Origin of the sequence: Streptococcus mitis (assembly GCF_002096835.1) — a bacterium.
Classification (GTDB): domain Bacteria; phylum Bacillota; class Bacilli; order Lactobacillales; family Streptococcaceae; genus Streptococcus; species Streptococcus mitis_W.
The window spans coordinates 131,449-150,613 of sequence record NZ_NCVG01000023.1 but is presented as its reverse complement, the minus strand read 5'-3'; the positions used below and the strand labels follow the sequence as shown (position 1 = coordinate 150,613).

Below are 19,165 nucleotides of genomic sequence, written 5' to 3'. Positions count from 1 at the left end.
AAATAGCTAAACCTTATTTTTTATGGTTTGATAACCTCAGCTCCGCCCATGTATGGACGAAGTGCTTCTGGGATGGTCACAGAACCATCTTCATTTTGGTAGTTTTCAAGAATAGCAGCCACTGTACGTCCAACTGCAAGTCCAGAACCGTTCAAGGTATGGAGGAGTTTCACCTTGCCGTCTGCTTCATCACGGTAACGGATTTGGGCACGACGGGCTTGGAAATCTTCTGTGTTTGAACAACTTGAGATTTCACGGTAGGTATTTTGCGCTGGAATCCAAACTTCCAAGTCGTAAGTTTTAGCAGCTGAGAAGCCCATATCTCCTGTAGAGAGAGCAACGACACGGTATGGAAGGTTAAGTTTTTGAAGGATATTTTCAGCGTTGGCTGTCATTTTTTCCAATTCTTCATAAGATTCTTCTGGCTTGGCAAATTTAACCATTTCAACCTTGTGGAATTGGTGCAAACGAATCAAGCCACGAGTATCACGACCGGCAGAACCAGCCTCAGAACGGAATGATGGACTCATAGCAGTGAAGTAGATTGGCAGGTCTTTACCGTCCAGGATTTCATCACGGTAGTAGTTTGTCAGAGGAACTTCAGCTGTAGGAATAAGGACGTAATTGCTATCGCTGAGTTCAAAAGTATCTTCCTTGAATTTTGGATATTGACCAGTACCAAACATAGAGTCATGGTTAACCATGTAAGGCGTGATGACTTCCGTATAGCCTTCTTTTCCATGTTCATCCAACATAAAGTTGTAGATGGCACGTTCCAAACGAGCACCGAGACCTTTATAGAAGAGGAAACGAGCGCCTGTTACCTTACCACCGCGTTCCCAGTCAAGGATACCAAGATCTTCACCAAGATCCCAGTGAGCTTTTGGCTCGAAATCGAACTCGCGTGGAGTACCCCAACGGCGAACTTCCACATTGTCATCTTCGTCAGCCCCAACAGGAACGCTGTCAGCTGGGATGTTTGGAAGAGTAGTAGTAAATTCTGTCAATTTAGCATCGATTTCTGCCAATTCAGCATCCAAGGCTTTGACTTCAGCAGATAGAGTTTGCATGGCAGCAATCTTGTCATCTGCATTTTCCTTGTTGCGTTTGGCTTGGGCAATCTCAGCAGAAACTGTGTTACGTTCTGCTTTTAAAGTTTCAACCTTGACCAAGATGTCACGACGTTTAGCATCGATTTCTTTCATCTCGTTTAAGATAGCAGCATCTACACCACGTGTAGCTAATTTTTCTGCGACAGCATCAAAGTCTGTACGAATACGTTTGATATCTAACATAAGAACTCCTTTATGAAAAAAGCACACCTGACAAAGCGTTGGAGTGGCAGGGCCACGGTTCCATCCAACTTCACAGGTGTGCACTTGATTGTGTATGTAATTGTTACTAACGGTAGAATTTCACCTATCCCTCCTATCTGCTCGCAGCACCCGCAGACTTTCTGAAAGAAGAAGATAACCTACTTATCCGTTGCTATGATTATACTAAAGTTTCTACTTTTTTGCAAATAGATTTTTAAATTTTTGACCAATGGTTTGAATCAGGGTAGGAAGTTTGACGACCTTGTCATTGCCCAGCTTTTCGCGTGCAATTTTGAGAATGGCACCTGAGTCTTTTGAAGCAAAGAGGAATTTTCCTCTGTCTGTAAAGACTTCGAAGTGGCGACTGATTTTTCGACCAGAGACATTGGCTCCAATCTGGTTGATATGGCTCCAGGGAATCTGGATAAATTGTTCGACATTGACATCTGGGTAAAATTCCAAAGCCTGATCTCCGACAAGGAACTTCCCAACTTTCCCAGCTATAGAGAGATAGGAAGTTCCTGTCGTATTGAGAAGCACTGTTTTATTAAGAGATTGGGCCATGATTAATCTTCCTTGTTTTCACCGAAAAAGGCATTGTATAGGGCTTTAATAGCTGCTTTCTCTTGGTCCTTATGGACAACAAACATAATAGACACTTCACTAGAACCTTGAGACATCATCTGGATGTTGATCTTATTTTCAGATAGAGCACGTGTCGCAGTAGCAGTTACTCCGATATGGCTCTTCATCTTTTCTCCAACAATCATAATGATTGAAAGGTCGTGCTCGATTTCTGCATGGTCTACTTCGGCCTTTTGAACCAACTGACGAAGGATTTCTTCTTCCTTGATAGGAGTTAGTTCGCGAGAACGGAGGATGATTGAAAGATCGTCGATACCTGTTGGCATATGTTCCCAACCGATGTTAAGATCTTCAAGGATTTGAAGAACCTTGCGTCCAAATCCAACCTCACGGTTCATGAGGTATTTCGACATATTAATGCTGACAAAGCCAGAGTCACCAGCAATTCCTACTACTGGGAACTTGTCACTACTATGTTTTAGAACGATACGAGTACCTGGATGGTCAGGGTTGTTGGTATTCTTGATAACTAGAGGGATTTTTCCACGGTAGGCAGGAAGAAGGGCTTCGTCATGAAGGACTGAGAATCCTGCATAGGCCAACTCACGCATTTCACGGTAGGTCAACTCAGGAATCGAGTGTGGTTGGTGGATAATACCAGGGTGGGCTGCAAAGATACCATCAACGTCCGTAAAGTTTTCATAGAGGTCGGCCTTAACACCTGCAGCAATGATAGAACCTGTAATGTCTGATCCTCCACGTGAGAAGGTACAGATTTGATTTTCCTTGGTAACTCCAAAGAAACCAGGAATGACAAGGACTTCATTTGCATTTGTCAATTCTTCAATCTTGTCATAACTTGATGGAATGATTCGAGCGTGACCAGGTTCACTTGTGACCACAATACCAGCTTCTCTAGGGTGAACATAGCGTGCATCGATCCCATTTTGGTTAAAATAGGCAGCAATCAATTTAGCATTATTATTTTCACCAGCTGCTAGGAAAGTATCGTAGAGAAATTCATTTTCATCAATAGGAAGAGTGGCTAAGGCGCGAATGCTTTTAGAGATTTTTTCTAAAACAGCAGGTTTTAGTCCTAGTTCACTAACCATAGCAGCATAGCGGTCGATAATCCAGTTTTGGCTCTTGCTAATATCGTTACCAGCAACATAGTCGCGATAGTATTTAATCAAGGCATCCGTAACCTTAGTATCTTCAGCATTGCGTTTACCAGGCGCAGAAACAACGACAAAACGACGCTCTGAATCGCTTTTGACGATGTTTAAAACCTTTTCTAATTGACTAGCAGAGGCAAGAGAGCTACCTCCAAATTTAACAACTTTCATAAGAACTCCTAAAGTAAGTATTTTATACGATTATAGCAGAAAGAAAGCCTTTTTTCAATGAAGAAAATAGTATAAAGCGAGCCTTTCTAATCGGCTGAGACACTTTTAGTTGATTTTTTCTTGCTTTCTGATTTTAAAAAAGATATACTTTGAAAATAAAATAATTTAAATAGCTTATAAAATAAAAAGGAGCCCTGATGGAACACATTATTTATCAGCTTGAAGAGGATTTGGCAATCCTTACCTTGAACCGTCCTGAGGTCGCAAATGGTTTTCATATCCCTATGTGCGAGGAGATTTTAGAAGCTCTGACTTTGGCAGAAGAGGATCCGGCTGTGCATTTTGTCTTAATCAACGCGAATGGCAAAGTCTTCTCTGTTGGTGGAGATTTAGTAGAGATGAAGCGAGCAGTAGATGAGGATGATATTCCATCATTGACGAAAATCGCAGAATTAGTCAATACTATTTCTTATAAAATCAAGCAGATTGCAAAGCCTGTCTTGATGGAGGTTGATGGGGCTGTTGCAGGTGCCGCAGCGAATATGGCTGTTGCTGCAGATTTCTGTCTGGCAACGGATAAGGCTAAATTTATCCAAGCTTTTGTTGGAGTTGGCCTGGCTCCAGATGCAGGTGGGATTCATCTCTTGAGTCGTAGTATTGGTGTGACGCGTGCTGTTCAATTAGCTATGACAGGAGAAGCTTTAACAGCAGACAAAGCTTTAGAGTGGGGCCTAGTTTACCGTGTCTGTAAAGCTGATAAACTTGAAAAGACGAGAGAACAGCTTCTTAAAAAATTAAGACGTGGGTCAAGCAATTCCTATGCTGCCATTAAGAAGTTGGTTTGGGAGAGTCAATTTAAAGATTGGCAAGATTATGCTGTTTTAGAACTGAACCTACAGGCGTCCTTGGCCCAAACAGAGGATTTCAAAGAGGGTGTTCGGGCTCATTCGGAAAGAAGAAGACCTAAATTTACAGGAAAATAAAAAAATACTTGCACCATTCTTTGAACTTTGATATAATTCTTTTGTCAAATGTTTTGATTCTAAAAGTTTTTTTGAAAAGGAGGGAAGGAAAGATTGGACTACCAACGAATTAATGAATATTTAACGTCTATATTTAACAATGTCCTCGTTATTGAGGAAGTTAGCTTGAGGGGTAGTCGTTTCAAGGATATCTCCATCAAAGAAATGCATACGATTGATGTGATTGGAAAAGTTCCAGATGTGACACCAAGTCAAGTGTCAAAAGAGTTGATGGTGACTCTTGGGACAGTTACGACTAGTTTGAATAATCTCGAACGCAAGGGTTACATTGAACGCATTCGTTCAGAACATGATCGACGTGTAGTGCATCTGCATTTGACAAAGAAAGGTCGCTTGGTTCATAGACTACATAAACGCTTCCACAAGGCTATGGTTGAAAAAATCATTGATGGTATGAGTAAGCAAGAGATGGAGGTTATGAGCAAAGGTTTGACCAATCTTTATCAATTTTTGGAGGATTTGAGATAATGGCTTTTGCAAAAATAAGCCAGGTTGCTCATTATGTGCCAGAGCAAGTGGTTACAAATCATGATTTGGCTCAGATTATGGATACCAATGATGAGTGGATTTCAAGTCGGACGGGAATACGACAAAGGCATATTTCAAGAACAGAATCTACTAGTGATTTGGCTACAGAAGTTGCCAAGAAACTGATGGCAAAAGCTGGAATCACAGGAGAGGAGTTGGATTTTATCATCCTAGCTACCATTACTCCAGATTCGATGATGCCCTCTACAGCTGCTCGTGTTCAAGCTAATATTGGTGCTAATAAGGCCTTTGCTTTTGACCTAACAGCGGCTTGCAGTGGATTTGTATTTGCTCTTTCAACTGCTGAAAAGTTTATCGCTTCTGGTCGCTTTCAAAAAGGCTTGGTGATTGGTAGTGAGACCCTCTCTAAAGCAGTCGATTGGTCAGACCGATCAACAGCTGTTTTGTTTGGAGATGGTGCTGGTGGAGTCTTGCTAGAAGCTAGCGAGAAAGAGCATTTTTTGTCTGAGAGTCTCAATAGTGATGGGAGTCGTAGCGAGTGTCTAACTTATGGACATTCAGGCTTGCATTCTCCGTTTTCAGATCAAGAAAATGCAGATTCATTTTTGAAGATGGATGGGCGCGCGGTCTTTGATTTTGCTATTCGGGACGTAGCCAAGTCTATCAAGCAGACTATTGATGAATCTCCTATAGAGGCGACAAACTTGGATTATCTGCTACTTCATCAGGCTAATGACCGTATTTTGAATAAGATGGCTAAAAAAATTGGTGTCGACCGAGATAAACTTCCAGCCAATATGATGGAATATGGCAATACCAGTGCAGCCAGTATCCCGATTTTACTTTCAGAGTGTGTAGAACAAGGTCTCATCCGTTTAGATGGTAGCCAGACTGTTCTTTTATCAGGCTTCGGTGGAGGCTTGACCTGGGGCACGCTCATTCTTACAATTTAGGTAATCATGTGGTGAACACATTGTTATAAAAAACTATTTATTTTAAAGGAGTCCTATCATGGCAGTATTTGAAAAAGTACAAGAAATTATCGTTGAAGAACTTGGAAAAGACGCATCAGAAGTAACACTTGAATCAACTTTTGATGATTTGGACGCAGATTCATTGGACTTGTTCCAAGTAATCTCAGAAATTGAAGATGCTTTTGATATCCAAATCGAAGCAGAAGATGACTTGAAAACAGTTGGTGACTTGGTTGCCTACGTTGAAGAGCAAACAAAATAAGCAGAATATAAGATAGAAGGAGTAGGGAAACCCGCTCCCTCTTGTTTAGGCAATAGTTTGATTGTCAAATTATGACGGTATCGAACTATTACGTAAGCAAGAAACGATGGAGGCACTATGAAAACGCGTATTACAGAATTATTGAACATTGATTATCCTATTTTCCAAGGAGGGATGGCCTGGGTTGCTGATGGTGATTTGGCAGGGGCTGTTTCCAAGGCTGGAGGACTAGGGATTATCGGTGGGGGGAATGCCCCTAAAGAAGTTGTCAAGGCAAATATTGATAAAATCAAATCATTGACGGATAAACCCTTTGGTGTCAACATCATGCTCTTGTCTCCCTTTGTGGAAGATATTGTAGACCTCGTTATCGAGGAAGGTGTTAAGGTAGTGACAACAGGAGCAGGAAATCCAAGTAAATACATGGAACGTTTCCATGCTGCTGGTATTACAGTTATTCCTGTTGTTCCAAGTGTTGCCCTAGCTAAACGCATGGAAAAAATCGGTGCAGATGCCGTTATTGCAGAAGGAATGGAAGCTGGGGGGCATATCGGTAAATTAACAACCATGACCTTGGTGCGCCAGGTTGCTGCTGCTGTATCTATTCCTGTTATTGCTGCAGGAGGGATTGCAGATGGTGAAGGTGCTGCAGCTGGCTTTATGCTAGGTGCAGAAGCTGTTCAGGTTGGAACTCGCTTTGTCGTTGCAAAAGAGTCTAATGCCCATCCAAATTATAAGGCGAAAATTTTAAAAGCTAGAGATATCGATACTACGATTTCAGCTCAACACTTTGGACATGCTGTTCGTGCGATTAAAAACCAATTGACTCGTGATTTTGAAAAAGCTGAGAAAGATGCCTTTAAACAAGAAAATCCAGATTTGGAAATTTTTGAACAAATGGGAGCAGGTGCCCTAGCCAAAGCAGTTGTTCACGGAGATGTGGATGGTGGATCTGTTATGGCAGGTCAAATTGCTGGGCTTGTTTCCAAAGAAGAAACCGTTGAAGAAATCCTAAAAGATTTGTATTACGGAGCAGCTAAGAAAATTCAAGAAGAAGCCTCTCGTTGGGCAGGAGTTGTAAGAAATGACTAAAACGGCCTTTTTATTTGCTGGCCAAGGTGCCCAGTATCTAGGTATGGGACGGGATCTCTATGATCACTACCCTATTGTCAAAGAAACGATTGATCAAGCGAGTCAGGTACTCGGTTATGATTTGCGTTATCTCATTGATACGGAAGAAGCAAAACTTAACCAGACCCGCTATACGCAACCAGCTATTTTAGCGACTTCAGTTGCTATTTACCGTTTATTGCAAGAAAAGGGCTATCAGCCTGATATGGTTGCTGGTTTGTCCCTTGGGGAATATTCTGCCTTGGTGGCCAGCGGCGCCTTGGATTTTGAAGAAGCTGTTGCCTTAGTTGCTAAGCGTGGAGCCTATATGGAAGAAGCGGCCCCTGCTGGTTCTGGCAAGATGGTAGCAGTTCTCAATACGCCAGTAGAGGTCATTGAGGAAGCCTGTCAAAAAGCTTCTGAACTCGGAGTGGTTACCCCAGCCAACTATAATACACCTGCACAAATCGTGATTGGTGGAGAAGTGGTTGCAGTTGATCGAGCTGTAGAACTCTTGCAGGAAGCAGGCACCAAACGCTTGATTCCTCTCAAGGTTTCAGGACCTTTTCATACCGCTCTCCTTGAGCCTGCTAGCCAGAAACTAGCTGAAACTCTAGCTCAGGTAAGTTTTTCAGATTTCACTTGTCCCCTAGTCGGCAATACAGAAGCTGCAGTTATGAAAAAAGAAGACATTGCTCAACTTTTGACGCGTCAGGTCAAGGAGCCAGTTCGTTTCTATGAAAGTATTGGGGTCATGCAAGAAGCAGGCGTAACCAACTTTATCGAGATTGGTCCGGGGAAAGTCTTGTCAGGCTTTGTGAAAAAAATTGATAAGACAGCTAAATTAGCCAATGTTGAAGATCAGGCTAGCTTGGAAGCCTTGCTAGAAAACAAGTAATCCCTTCTCCCATAAATACAAGAGGAAACAGGAGAAAAGAATGCAACTAAAAAATAAAAATATCTTTATTACAGGTTCGAGTCGTGGGATTGGTCTTGCCATCGCCCACAAGTTTGCTCAAGCAGGAGCCAATATTGTTTTAAACAGTCGTGGTACAATTTCAGAAGAATTGCTCGCTGAGTTTTCAAACTATGGTGTCAAGGTGGTTCCCATTTCAGGAGATGTATCAGATTTTGCAGACGCTAAGCGTATGGTTGATCAAGCTATTGCAGAGCTGGGTTCAGTAGATGTTTTGATCAACAATGCAGGGATTACCCAAGATACCCTTATGCTCAAGATGACAGAAGCAGATTTTGAAAAAGTGCTCAAGGTTAACTTGACTGGTGCTTTTAACATGACACAATCAGTCTTGAAACCGATGATAAAAGCTAGAGAAGGTGCTATCATTAATATGTCTAGCGTAGTTGGTTTGATGGGAAATATCGGTCAAGCTAACTATGCAGCTTCTAAGGCTGGTTTGATTGGTTTTACCAAGTCTGTGGCGCGTGAAGTGGCCAATCGCAATATCAGGGTTAATGCTATTGCACCTGGAATGATTGAGTCCGATATGACAGCTGTTCTATCAGACAAGGTAAAAGATGCTATGCTGGCACAAATTCCTATGAAAGAATTTGGGCAGGCAGAGCAGGTTGCAGATTTAACAGTATTTTTAGCAGGCCAAGATTATCTAACTGGTCAAGTGGTTACCATTGATGGTGGCTTAAGTATGTAGCAGAAGCTAGAGGTAAAAAAGATGAAACTAAATCGCGTAGTAGTAACAGGTTATGGAGTAACATCTCCAATCGGAAATACACCAGAAGAATTTTGGAATAGTTTGACAACTGGAAAAATCGGAATTGGTCCAATTACAAAATTTGATCATAGTGACTTTGATGTGCATAATGCAGCGGAAATCCAAGATTTTCCTTTTGATAAATACTTTGTTAAGAAAGATACCAATCGTTTTGATAACTATTCTTTGTATGCCTTGTACGCAGCTCAAGAAGCCGTTAATCATGCAGGTCTTGATGTAGAGACTCTTGACAAGGATCGTTTTGGTGTTATCGTGGCCTCTGGTATTGGTGGAATCAAAGAAATTGAAGATCAAGTGCTTCGACTCAACGAAAAAGGGCCAAAACGTGTGAAACCATTGACCCTTCCAAAAGCCTTGCCAAATATGGCTTCAGGAAATGTTGCTATGCGTTTTGGAGCAAACGGTGTTTGTAAATCCATCAATACTGCCTGCGCTTCATCAAATGACGCGATTGGGGATGCCTTCCGCTCAATTAAATTTGGTTTCCAAGATGTTATGTTGGTAGGTGGTTCAGAAGCCTCTATCACACCTTTTGCTATTGCTGGTTTCCAAGCCCTAACAGCTCTCTCAACTACAGAGGACCCAACTCGTGCTTCCATTCCATTTGATAAGGATCGTAATGGTTTTGTCATGGGTGAAGGTTCTGGGATGTTGGTTCTTGAAAGTCTTGAACACGCCGAAAAACGTGGCGCTACTATCCTGGCTGAGGTGGTTGGTTACGGAAATACTTGTGATGCCTACCACATGACTTCACCACATCCAGAAGGTCAGGGAGCTATCAAGGCCATCAAACTAGCATTGGAAGAAGCAGAGATTTCTCCAGAGCAAGTAGCCTATGTCAATGCTCACGGAACGTCAACTCCTGCTAATGAAAAAGGAGAAAGTGGTGCGATCGTGGCTGTTCTTGGTAAGGAAGTACCTGTATCATCAACCAAGTCTTTCACAGGACATTTGCTGGGGGCTGCAGGTGCAGTAGAAGCTATCGTCACAATCGAAGCTATGCGTCATAACTTTGTGCCAATGACAGCTGGAACAAGTGAAGTATCAGATTATATTGAAGCCAATGTCGTTTATGGACAAGGCTTGGAGCAAGAAATTCCATACGCTATTTCAAATACTTTTGGTTTTGGTGGCCACAATGCAGTTCTTGCTTTCAAACGTTGGGAGAATAAATAACTATGAATTTAAACGATATTAAAGACTTGATGGCTCAATTTGACCAATCAAGTTTGAGAGAATTTTCTTATAAGAATGGGACGGATGAGTTGCAGTTTAGCAAGAATGAAGCTAGACTGGTATCTGAAGCTGCACCTCAAGTTGCTCCAGCATCCGTTCTAGTAACACCAAGTCCAGTAGCTCCTACATCTGCTCCAGTAGAGACTGTAGCAGAAGAGGTTCCAGCTCCAGCTGAAACAAGTGTGGCTACTGAGGGAGATGTTGTAGAGAGCCCACTTGTTGGAGTAGCTTACTTGGCTGCTGGTCCAGATAAACCTGCCTTCGTCACAGTTGGTGATAGTGTTAAAAAAGGTCAAACATTGGTGATTATCGAAGCCATGAAAGTTATGAATGAAATCCCAGCTCCTAAGGATGGTGTGGTAACGGAAATTCTCGTTTCTAACGAAGAAATGGTTGAATTTGGTAAAGGATTGGTACGCATCAAATGATCGATATTCAAGGAATCGAAGAAGCTCTTCCCCACCGTTATCCCATGCTCCTAGTGGACCGTGTCTTGGAAGTGAGCGAGGATACCATCGTTGCTATCAAAAATGTGACGATCAACGAACCCTTCTTTAACGGCCATTTCCCTCAATATCCAGTTATGCCAGGTGTTCTGATTATGGAAGCCTTGGCGCAAACAGCTGGTGTCTTGGAGTTGTCTAAGCCTGAAAATAAAGGGAAACTGGTCTTCTACGCTGGTATGGATAAGGTCAAGTTCAAGAAGCAAGTTGTACCAGGTGACCAATTGGTTATGACGGCGACTTTTGTAAAACGTCGTGGCACAATTGCTGTGGTTGAAGCAAAGGCTGAAGTGGATGGTAAGCTTGCAGCTAGTGGTACTCTTACCTTTGCAATAGGAAACTAAGGAGGTTCTCCATGTTTCGAAAAATTTTAATTGCCAATCGTGGTGAAATTGCGGTTCGGATTATCCGTGCAGCGCGTGAATTGGGGATTGCGACGGTGGCGGTTTATTCAACTGCTGATAAGGAAGCCCTTCATACGCTTTTGGCAGATGAAGCAGTTTGTATCGGTCCTGGTAAGGCAACAGAGTCTTATCTCAATATCAATGCGGTTCTATCAGCTGCAGTATTGACTGAGGCAGAAGCTATTCACCCAGGTTTTGGATTTCTCAGTGAAAATTCAAAATTTGCAACCATGTGTGAAGAGGTGGGAATCAAGTTTATTGGTCCATCTGGTCATGTCATGGATATGATGGGAGACAAGATCAATGCGCGTGCTCAGATGATTAAAGCTGGTGTGCCTGTCATTCCAGGTTCGGATGGAGAAGTGCATGACTCTGAGGAAGCTTTGATTGTTGCTGAAACAATTGGCTATCCTGTTATGCTCAAGGCTTCAGCAGGTGGAGGTGGTAAAGGGATTCGTAAGGTTGAAAAGCCAGAAGACCTCGTTTCAGCCTTTGAAACTGCTTCAAGTGAAGCCAAGGCCAATTATGGCAATGGTGCCATGTACATAGAACGGGTCATCTATCCAGCTCGTCATATCGAAGTTCAAATCCTAGGTGATGAACACGGAAATGTGATTCACTTGGGTGAACGGGATTGTTCTCTTCAACGGAATAACCAAAAGGTTTTAGAAGAAAGTCCTTCGATTGCAATTGGCAAAACGCTACGCAATGAAATTGGTTCTGCTGCTGTTCGAGCTGCAGAGTCTGTTGGTTATGAAAATGCAGGGACCATTGAGTTTCTTCTTGATGAAGCCAGTGGAAACTTCTATTTTATGGAGATGAATACTCGTGTACAAGTAGAACATCCAGTAACAGAATTTGTTTCAGGTGTGGATATCGTTAAGGAACAGATTCGCATTGCGGCAGGTCAACCTCTGTCTGTTAAGCAAGAAGATATTGTCCTACGAGGTCATGCTATCGAGTGTCGTATCAATGCAGAAAATCCAGCCTTTAACTTTGCTCCTAGTCCAGGTAAGATTACCAATCTCTATCTGCCAAGTGGAGGAGTTGGCTTGCGCGTGGATTCAGCAGTTTATCCAGGTTATACCATTCCGCCATATTATGATAGTATGATTGCCAAAATCATCGTTCACGGTGAAAATCGTTTTGATGCCTTGATGAAAATGCAACGTGCCCTCTATGAACTAGAGATTGAAGGAGTGCAGACCAATGCAGATTTCCAGCTTGACCTCATTTCAGATCGCAATGTCATTGCTGGAGATTATGATACTTCCTTCTTGATGGAAACCTTCTTACCCAAATATCAAGAAAAAGAATAAAATGACTTCAAGAGTTTAAACCGAAAAGGGGAATCAATGGCTCTATTTAGTAAAAAAGATAAGTATATTCGAATCAATCCCAATCGTTCGGTTAGGGAAAAACCTCAAGCCAAGCCAGAGGTTCCAGATGAATTATTCTCCCAGTGTCCAGGCTGTAAGCATACCATTTATCAGAAGGATCTGGGAAGTGAGCGTATCTGTCCACATTGTAGCTATACCTTTCGTATTTCTGCCCAAGAACGCTTGGCTTTGACGATTGATATGGGAACCTTCAAGGAATTATTTACAGGGATTGAAAGCAAGGATCCCTTGCATTTCCCTGGTTACCAAAAGAAACTAGCAACTATGCGTGAAAAAACAGGTCTGGATGAAGCTGTTGTGACAGGAACTGCTCTTATCAAAGGTCAGACTGTGGCTCTTGGGATTATGGATTCCAACTTTATCATGGCTTCTATGGGTACGGTTGTAGGGGAAAAAATCACACGTTTGTTTGAGTATGCGACTGTCGAAAAATTGCCAGTTGTCCTATTCACAGCCTCTGGTGGAGCCCGTATGCAGGAAGGAATCATGAGTCTCATGCAGATGGCCAAGATCTCTGCAGCAGTTAAACGCCATTCAAATGCTGGTCTCTTTTATCTGACTATTTTGACAGATCCAACGACAGGTGGTGTGACAGCTTCTTTCGCTATGGAAGGTGATATCATTCTGGCTGAACCACAGAGTTTGGTCGGTTTTGCTGGGCGTCGTGTCATTGAAAATACGGTTCGTGAAAGCTTGCCTGAGGATTTCCAAAAGGCAGAATTCCTATTAGAACATGGCTTTGTGGATGCTATTGTCAAAAGAAGAGACTTACCAGATACGATTGCTAGCCTAGTCAGATTGCATGGAGGGTGTCCTAGATGAATATTGCAAAAATAGTCAGAGAAGCGCGTGAGCAGAGTCGCTTGACAAGCTTGGACTTTGCGACAGGCATTTTTGATGACTTTATCCAATTACACGGTGACCGTTCTTTTCGTGATGATGGGGCAGTTGTTGGTGGTATTGGCTGGCTTGGGGACCAAGCTGTAACAGTGGTTGGTATCCAAAAAGGCAAGAGTTTACAAGATAACCTCAAGCGGAATTTTGGCCAACCGCATCCAGAAGGCTATCGCAAGGCTCTACGATTGATGAAACAGGCTGAAAAGTTTGGTCGTCCAGTTGTGACCTTTATTAATACTGCAGGTGCCTATCCTGGTGTCGGCGCGGAAGAACGCGGTCAAGGAGAAGCTATCGCTCGCAATCTCATGGAAATGAGTGACCTGAAAGTTCCTATTATTGCTATTATTATCGGTGAAGGTGGTTCAGGTGGGGCTCTGGCTCTAGCCGTCGCAGACCGTGTCTGGATGCTGGAAAATTCTATCTATGCCATTCTCAGCCCAGAAGGCTTTGCTTCCATTCTATGGAAGAACGGAACTCGTGCCATGGAAGCGGCAGAACTGATGAAAATCACTTCGCATGAACTGTTAGAAATGGACGTGGTGGATAAGGTGATTTCTGAAGCAGGGCTTTCTAGTAAAGAACTGATTAAGAGTGTCAAGAAAGAACTTCAAGCTGAGCTAGCTTTACTTGCACAAAAACCGCTAGAAGAGTTGTTGGAAGAGCGTTATCAACGATTTAGAAAATACTAATACTCTTCGAAAATCAAATTCAAACCACGTCAGCGTCGCCTTACCGTACTCAAGTACAGCTTGCGGCTAGCTTCCTAGTTTACTTTTTGATTTTCATTGAGTATAATACTTCAGAATACATAAAAACTAGAACTGACTGCCAGTTCTAGTTTTTGTGTGGGGCTTACTCTATACCAAGGGGAAAGTCGAAAAGGTGCTTGGAATACCAAACACCTTTTCGATTATTCATTTTCTTCAGTTACAAATTGACTAAGCAGTCCGTTGATAAAACGGGCTGATTTTTGATCTGAAAAATTCTTTGCGAGTTCAATAGCTTCATTGACTGCTACCAGCTGAGGTGTATCAAATGAAGTGATTTCAAAGATACCCAAGCGTAGTAAGTTTTTTTCGACCAAGGTCAAGCGTTCAACTGTCCAGCCTGACTTGAGGTGCTGGTTGATTTGTTTATCCAACTCTTCTTTTTGATCTTGGATACCAGAAACCAAGTTTAGAAGAAAGGCTGGAATTTGGACATCTACATCTTCACGGTCATGTGTGTAGGCAAAACGACAAGCCGTTTCCATATCTGTACCGAATTCAAGACTCATGAGAGCTTGAAAAGCGCATTTTCGAAGTTCGCGTCTAGATTCTAATAATGGACTAGTCATTGAGGAAGTCCTCGTTAAATAGATCTTTCAACTCAGGTTTTGGTGTTTTATCTGGAACGATTCCTGCAACATGGATGTTGACAGCAGCAAGTTCCACATCAGCCATATCACGGACAGCATCTTTAACCGCTTTTTGAATAGCAAGAGCAACTTTTGGTACTTTTACACCGTACTCAAGATAGAGATAGATGTCAGCAGTTAGTTCTTCGTTGCTTTCTTTTAAGTAGACACCACGACCAAGAGAGAGTTTTGATAGGGTATCAGATACTGATTTATTTGAAAATGAGTGAACACCATCAACTTTAGCAGTTGCGATGGCAATGATTTTTTCAAGTACACGTGGAGCGATAACGATTTCGCCAAATTGTTCTTCAATTCCCATAGAATGACCTCTTTCTAGAGATTAGGCACGAGAAACGTAAGTTCCTTCTGCAGTGTTGATGATCAATTTTTGTCCAGCTTCGATGAAGTCTGGAACGTTGACAACAAGTCCAGTTTCCATAGTTGCTGGTTTACCAGAACCTGTAACAGTAGCACCTTTGATAGATGGTTGAGTTTCTGCAACTGTCAATTCAACAGTAGTTGGTACAGTTACACCGATTACTTCAGTTCCGTAGAATTGGATTTTCACATCAGAGTTTTCAAGGATGTAAAGCAATTCATTTTCAACGTTTACGACTGGGATTTCGTATTGGTCGTAAGTTTCAGTGTTCATGAAGTAGGCAGTTTCATCCATTTTGTACAAGTATTGAGCTGGAACAGTTTCGATAATAGCTTGTTCGAATTTTTCTTCTGGACGGTAGCTTGTGTCGAATGTAGAACCAGTACGGACATCACGCAATTTCATACGCATGATTGTGTTCCCTTTACCTGGTTTGTGGTGGCTAGCTTCCAAAACGCGGATCAATTTTCCGTCTGCAGTTTCAAATGTCATACCAGCTTTCAATTTGCTTGCTTCAATCATGTTTTTACCTCTTTAATAAATATTATTACTCTTCATTCTACCATAAAATCTTCTGAAAATAAAGCCAAAATAGTTATTGGGAGATGATGGGAGCGAAAAAACCAACCTCAGGGCTGGTTTCTTTTACATATTAATCTTCTTTCAACTTTGCCAATTCTTGTGCAAGTAGTTTAAGGGCAACTTGTGGGTTGGCTTGTCCTTTGGTTGCTTTCATAAGGAATCCTGTGAAGGCCTTGTCTGCGTTGCGTTTGCCTGACTTGAAGTCGGCAACAGCGGCTTCGTTATCGGCAAAGACTTGGTGGATGATTGGAATCAAGACAGCTGGATCTGAGATTTGAACCATACCTGCTTTTTCCACATATTCACGCGCACCGCCGCCATTTTTAGCCAGGTGGACAAAGACTTTCTTGGCAATCTTAGAAGAGATTGTGCCGTCTTCGATGATGGCAATCATTTCAACCAAGTTTTCTGGTGTCAATTTTATTTGTTCAAGTGTCTTGCCTTCGGCATTCAAGAACTGAGCAACTTCTCCTTGGAGCCAGTTAGAGATTTGTTTGGCATCGCCACCGAGGGCGACAGCTTTTTCAAAGAAGTCAGAAGTGACTTTATTTGCAGTTAACTGGCTAGCGTCATAGTCTGACAAGCCGAGGTCAGAGACGTAACGTGTACGGCGTTCTTTTGGAAACTCTGGTAACTCTGTACGCATTTCTTCGATCCACTCGTCTGAGATTTCAAAGAGTGGTAGGTCGGGTTCTGGGAAGTAGCGGTAGTCTGCAGCACCTTCTTTGACACGCATGAGGATGGTTGCTTTATTCGCTTCATCGTAACGGCGTGTTTCCTGACGGATTTGACCACCTGAGCGAAGGATTTCAGCTTGACGTTGGACTTCGTATTCAAGACCTTTACGAACGTTTGAGAAGGAGTTGAGGTTTTTCAACTCAGTCTTGGTACCGAATTTTTCTTGATCATAAGGGCGAAGGGAGATATTGGCATCCACACGCATAGAACCTTCTTCCATCTTAACGTCAGAAATACCAGCATACTGGATAACTTCCTTGAGGGCTGTTAGGTAAGCATAGGCTTCTTCAGGAGAACGCATGTCTGCTTCAGATACAATCTCAATCAATGGCACCCCTTGGCGGTTGAGGTCAACGTAAGAGTAGCCGTCTGTACCGTGGGTGTTTTTACCAGCGTCTTCTTCTAGGTGGGCACGTTCGATACCGATTTTCTTAGTCGTACCGTCTTCTAGCTCGACTTCAATCCAACCATTATAACCAATTGGCTCATCAAACTGAGAAATTTGGTAGGCTTTTGGATTATCAGGGTAGAAGTAGTTCTTGCGGTCAAAGTGCATCTTTTTGTGGATGTCCATGTTGAGGGCAAGAGCAGCCTTGATACCGGCATCGACAACACCTTTATTGAGAACTGGCAGAACTCCTGGGAAGGACCAGTCAATCACGTTAGTGTTGGCGTTTTGGTCATTTCCGAAGTGGGCAGAAGTAGGTGAGAAGATTTTTGAATTGGTGTTGAGCTCTACGTGGACTTCAAGTCCAATGACTGTTTCAAAGTTCATTAGTTGTCACCTCCAAAAATCACGGGTTGTTGTTTGTGGTAGTCTGTTGTTGCCTCAAAAGCAGCAGCAGCTTGGTAAATGGTTTCTTCTGAGTACTTAGGACCAATCAATTGCAGACCGACAGGTAGACCTTGAGAGAATCCAGCAGGAATCGAAATTCCTGGGAGACCTGCCAAGTTGACAGGAATTGTCAAAAGGTCAGCCAAGTACATGGCAACTGGATCATGGTTGAGTGAATCCAAGTCGTAGGCAACACTTGGGGCAGTTGGTCCCAAAATCAAGTCGTAATCCGTAAAAACTTTTTCGAAATCTTGAATGATAAGGGTACGAACCTGACCAGCTTTCTTATAGTAGGCATCGTAGTAACCTGATGAAAGGCTGAAAGTACCTAGCATGATACGACGTTTCACCTCTTCACCGAAACCTTGGCTACGGCTGTTTACATAGATTTCATCAAGATTAGTCGCATCTTCTGCACGATAACCGTAACGGATACCGTCAAAGCGTTGCAAGTTTGATGAAGCTTCAGATGAAGCAATGATGTAGTAAACGGCAACACCGTATTTAGAGTGAGGAAGGCTAACTTCTTCAACGATAGCACCAAGTTTCTCAAAGTGTTTAGCAGCATTAAGGATGGTTTCTTTGACCTCTGGATCAATTCCTTCACCGAGGTATTCTTTAGGCAAAGCAATTTTCATGCCCTTGATGTCTTGACCGATTTTTGAAGTAAAGTCGGCAATGCGGACAGGAGCAGAAGTAGAGTCTTTGGAATCTTCGCTGGTAATAGCGTTGAGCAAGAGAGCATTTTCCTTAACAGTAGGAGCAAAAGGTCCAATCTGGTCTAATGAACTACCAAAGGCAATGAGACCGAAACGAGAAACAGTTCCGTAGGTTGGTTTGAGACCAACAATCCCGTTGAAGGCAGCAGGTTGGCGGATGGAACCACCAGTATCAGAACCAAGTGATAAGCGGACTTGCCCTGACGCTACAGCTACGGCAGAACCACTAGACGAGCCACCAGGAACCTTGCTGTGGTCCCAAGCATTTTTAGTTGCTCCGTAGTGAGAAGTCTCACCAGAACCACCCATGGCAAATTCGTCCATGTTAGTTTTCCCTACGACAATCATGCCTTTCGCTTTTGCATTGGAAACGGCTGTCGCATCAAAGATTGGCTCGTAGTTGTAGAGCATTTTTGAGGCTGCAGTTGTGAGAATACCGTCTGTAGAGATATTATCTTTAACTGCAAGTGGAATTCCTGAAAGGACATTATCAGCGTCAATTCCAGCTTCATCAATAGCTTTAGCTTGAGCAAGAGCTTGCTCTTCAGCGATGGTGACGAAAGCGTTGATAGCTGTCTCTCGAGACTTGATATCTTCAAGCGTTGCTTGGGTTAATTCTGTTGCAGAAATTTCCTTAGAGACAAGGAGATTGTGCAAGTCTTCAATGGTTTTATTGTTAAAAGTCATTAGGCATCTCCTCCATCGTCTAGGATAGCTGGTACCTTGATATAGTAGTTGTCTTTTTCAGGTACGTTTTTAAACAAGCGATCACGGTCTGTTCCTTCTTCGGCCACATCAGGTCGGAGTACGGTCTTACGGTCAGCCATAGTTGTAGTAGGTGCGACACCGGTTGTGTCAACTTCGCCCAGCAACTCAACCATGTCAACAATTTTAGACAAGGTTGTCGCAAAGGCAGCAGTTTCTTCTTCAGAGAATCTTAATTTTGAAAGATTGGCAACGTGTGTTACCTCTTCTTGCGTAATTTTCATCTTGCATCCTTTCGTGAAATGATGATTTTTAGTCTGTTCTATTTTACCATATTTTCCTATAAATAAGGGAGGGATAAGTGAAAAGAAATAGAAATTGAAAAAAATGGCAAAATCCGATATAATGGAGTGTTGAAAGGAATGGTAAAATCCAATGTAGAAATCATTCTTAGCTATTGAAACAAGAAAAATAGAGAATCAAAGAAAGAGA

22 protein-coding genes are annotated in these 19,165 nt (G+C 42.5%); 13 read left to right on the top strand and 9 right to left on the bottom strand.

All coding sequences use genetic code 11. The features are described 5' to 3' along the window. Positions 1 to 20: 20 nt before the first annotated feature. From serS to B7699_RS07590, 3 genes are all read right to left on the bottom strand, one after another. Complete coding sequence (serS, locus tag B7699_RS07600; RefSeq protein ID WP_084927831.1) at positions 21 to 1,295, bottom strand: serine--tRNA ligase; 1,275 nt, start codon at positions 1,293 to 1,295, stop codon at positions 21 to 23. 213 nt (positions 1,296 to 1,508) lie between these two features. Next, on the bottom strand, positions 1,509 to 1,880 hold the full coding sequence (locus B7699_RS07595; protein ID WP_049487025.1) for a DUF956 family protein: 372 nt from the start codon (positions 1,878 to 1,880) through the stop codon (positions 1,509 to 1,511). A gap of 2 nt (positions 1,881 to 1,882) precedes the next feature. Next, the gene (locus tag B7699_RS07590; RefSeq protein ID WP_084927830.1) at positions 1,883 to 3,247 is read right to left on the bottom strand and encodes an aspartate kinase; all 1,365 of its coding nucleotides are present in this window, start codon (positions 3,245 to 3,247) and stop codon (positions 1,883 to 1,885) included. A 197-nt stretch (positions 3,248 to 3,444) separates the two neighbouring features. On the opposite strand from B7699_RS07590, the gene B7699_RS07585 reads away from it, so the two are divergent. The 13 genes from B7699_RS07585 to B7699_RS07525 all read left to right on the top strand — a co-directional run bounded on the left by B7699_RS07585 (position 3,445) and on the right by B7699_RS07525 (position 14,005). Continuing rightward, positions 3,445 to 4,230, top strand: coding sequence for an enoyl-CoA hydratase (locus B7699_RS07585; protein ID WP_084927829.1), 786 nt, complete (start codon positions 3,445 to 3,447; stop codon positions 4,228 to 4,230). 93 nt (positions 4,231 to 4,323) lie between these two features. Then, a complete protein-coding gene (fabT, locus tag B7699_RS07580; RefSeq protein ID WP_000386356.1) occupies positions 4,324 to 4,758 on the top strand; it encodes a fatty acid biosynthesis transcriptional regulator FabT in 435 nt (144 codons plus the stop codon). After that, positions 4,758 to 5,732, top strand: a complete 975-nt coding sequence (locus tag B7699_RS07575) for a beta-ketoacyl-ACP synthase III (RefSeq protein ID WP_049502055.1) — start codon at positions 4,758 to 4,760, stop codon at positions 5,730 to 5,732. Before fabT ends, B7699_RS07575 begins: the two co-directional genes overlap by 1 nt. Positions 5,733 to 5,790: 58 nt before the next feature. After that, positions 5,791 to 6,015, top strand: coding sequence for an acyl carrier protein (locus B7699_RS07570; protein WP_000257838.1), 225 nt, complete (start codon positions 5,791 to 5,793; stop codon positions 6,013 to 6,015). Positions 6,016 to 6,132: 117 nt separating this feature from the next. Next, on the top strand, positions 6,133 to 7,107 hold the full coding sequence (gene fabK / locus B7699_RS07565) for an enoyl-[acyl-carrier-protein] reductase FabK (RefSeq protein WP_084927828.1): 975 nt from the start codon (positions 6,133 to 6,135) through the stop codon (positions 7,105 to 7,107). Beyond that, a complete protein-coding gene (gene fabD, locus B7699_RS07560; protein WP_084927827.1) occupies positions 7,100 to 8,023 on the top strand; it encodes an ACP S-malonyltransferase in 924 nt (307 codons plus the stop codon). Before fabK ends, fabD begins: the two co-directional genes overlap by 8 nt. A 40-nt stretch (positions 8,024 to 8,063) precedes the next feature. After that, positions 8,064 to 8,795 (top strand): 3-oxoacyl-[acyl-carrier-protein] reductase, encoded by a 732-nt coding sequence (gene fabG / locus B7699_RS07555; protein WP_084927826.1) that lies wholly within the window; start codon positions 8,064 to 8,066, stop codon positions 8,793 to 8,795. Between the two features lie 21 nt (positions 8,796 to 8,816). Then, positions 8,817 to 10,052 (top strand): beta-ketoacyl-ACP synthase II, encoded by a 1,236-nt coding sequence (gene fabF / locus B7699_RS07550; protein WP_084927825.1) that lies wholly within the window; start codon positions 8,817 to 8,819, stop codon positions 10,050 to 10,052. A gap of 2 nt (positions 10,053 to 10,054) precedes the next feature. Next, the gene (gene accB / locus B7699_RS07545; protein ID WP_084927824.1) at positions 10,055 to 10,540 is read left to right on the top strand and encodes an acetyl-CoA carboxylase biotin carboxyl carrier protein; all 486 of its coding nucleotides are present in this window, start codon (positions 10,055 to 10,057) and stop codon (positions 10,538 to 10,540) included. Next, on the top strand, positions 10,537 to 10,959 hold the full coding sequence (fabZ, locus tag B7699_RS07540; RefSeq protein WP_084927823.1) for a 3-hydroxyacyl-ACP dehydratase FabZ: 423 nt from the start codon (positions 10,537 to 10,539) through the stop codon (positions 10,957 to 10,959). The genes accB and fabZ overlap by 4 nt, the downstream gene beginning before the upstream one ends. 11 nt (positions 10,960 to 10,970) lie before the next feature. Further along, on the top strand, positions 10,971 to 12,338 hold the full coding sequence (gene accC, locus B7699_RS07535; protein WP_084927822.1) for an acetyl-CoA carboxylase biotin carboxylase subunit: 1,368 nt from the start codon (positions 10,971 to 10,973) through the stop codon (positions 12,336 to 12,338). Between the two features lie 36 nt (positions 12,339 to 12,374). Then, positions 12,375 to 13,241 carry an acetyl-CoA carboxylase, carboxyltransferase subunit beta gene (gene accD / locus B7699_RS07530; RefSeq protein ID WP_049552715.1) on the top strand — a complete coding sequence of 289 codons (867 nt, stop codon included), beginning with the start codon at positions 12,375 to 12,377 and terminating at the stop codon, positions 13,239 to 13,241. Continuing rightward, positions 13,238 to 14,005 (top strand): acetyl-CoA carboxylase carboxyl transferase subunit alpha, encoded by a 768-nt coding sequence (locus tag B7699_RS07525; RefSeq protein WP_084927821.1) that lies wholly within the window; start codon positions 13,238 to 13,240, stop codon positions 14,003 to 14,005. The genes accD and B7699_RS07525 overlap by 4 nt, the downstream gene beginning before the upstream one ends. Positions 14,006 to 14,226: 221 nt before the next feature. Here B7699_RS07525 and nusB read toward each other — a convergent pair whose 3' ends face one another. The 6 genes from nusB to gatC form a co-directional block, all read right to left on the bottom strand. Then, positions 14,227 to 14,652 carry a transcription antitermination factor NusB gene (gene nusB / locus B7699_RS07515; RefSeq protein WP_084927820.1) on the bottom strand — a complete coding sequence of 142 codons (426 nt, stop codon included), beginning with the start codon at positions 14,650 to 14,652 and terminating at the stop codon, positions 14,227 to 14,229. Then, entirely contained in the window at positions 14,645 to 15,034 is a 390-nt protein-coding gene (locus tag B7699_RS07510; RefSeq protein WP_000510575.1) for an Asp23/Gls24 family envelope stress response protein, read from the bottom strand. The genes nusB and B7699_RS07510 overlap by 8 nt, the downstream gene beginning before the upstream one ends. A gap of 21 nt (positions 15,035 to 15,055) precedes the next feature. Next, the gene (gene efp / locus B7699_RS07505; protein WP_000568643.1) at positions 15,056 to 15,616 is read right to left on the bottom strand and encodes an elongation factor P; all 561 of its coding nucleotides are present in this window, start codon (positions 15,614 to 15,616) and stop codon (positions 15,056 to 15,058) included. 130 nt (positions 15,617 to 15,746) lie between these two features. Continuing rightward, on the bottom strand, positions 15,747 to 17,189 hold the full coding sequence (gene gatB / locus B7699_RS07500) for an Asp-tRNA(Asn)/Glu-tRNA(Gln) amidotransferase subunit GatB (protein WP_084927819.1): 1,443 nt from the start codon (positions 17,187 to 17,189) through the stop codon (positions 15,747 to 15,749). After that, positions 17,189 to 18,655: an Asp-tRNA(Asn)/Glu-tRNA(Gln) amidotransferase subunit GatA gene (gatA, locus tag B7699_RS07495; protein ID WP_084927818.1), complete on the bottom strand. Its 1,467-nt coding sequence runs from the start codon at positions 18,653 to 18,655 to the stop codon at positions 17,189 to 17,191. Before gatA ends, gatB begins: the two co-directional genes overlap by 1 nt. After that, entirely contained in the window at positions 18,655 to 18,957 is a 303-nt protein-coding gene (gatC, locus tag B7699_RS07490; protein WP_000705419.1) for an Asp-tRNA(Asn)/Glu-tRNA(Gln) amidotransferase subunit GatC, read from the bottom strand. Before gatC ends, gatA begins: the two co-directional genes overlap by 1 nt. Between the last annotated feature and the right edge of the window lie 208 nt (positions 18,958 to 19,165).